The organism is Herbidospora sp. RD11066 (genome assembly GCF_054661255.1).
Window position 1 is genome coordinate 1 of the sequence record NZ_BAAGDO010000345.1, and the last position, 240, is coordinate 240.

Sequence of the window (240 nt, forward strand, 5' to 3'; positions counted from 1 at the left end):
GTCTTCATGGGGCAGCTTCGGCAGTTATTTGGTTTAAAGTCAACTGGTTTCTACAAGAGTACATTTGGAGCAACTACTCTTTTAGGCAGTGAAAGAGGCTTTTCACAATGGGAATTAGATGCCTTGGCTCGGCAACATGCACGCTATAATCTCCATCAGTGTGGCACAACCCTTGGATCACTTTCGAGATTGGTCCAGTCACTCCCAAGAATGATTATTAAAGAGGAGATTGGAAAACAG

At 43.8% G+C, this 240-nt stretch carries 1 protein-coding gene; it reads left to right on the plus strand.

The window, feature by feature from the left end; genetic code table 11:
• Window positions 1-240, plus strand: a 240-nt coding sequence (locus ACYQ78_RS40080) for a hypothetical protein (protein WP_459806232.1), incomplete at both ends; no start/stop codon positions are given.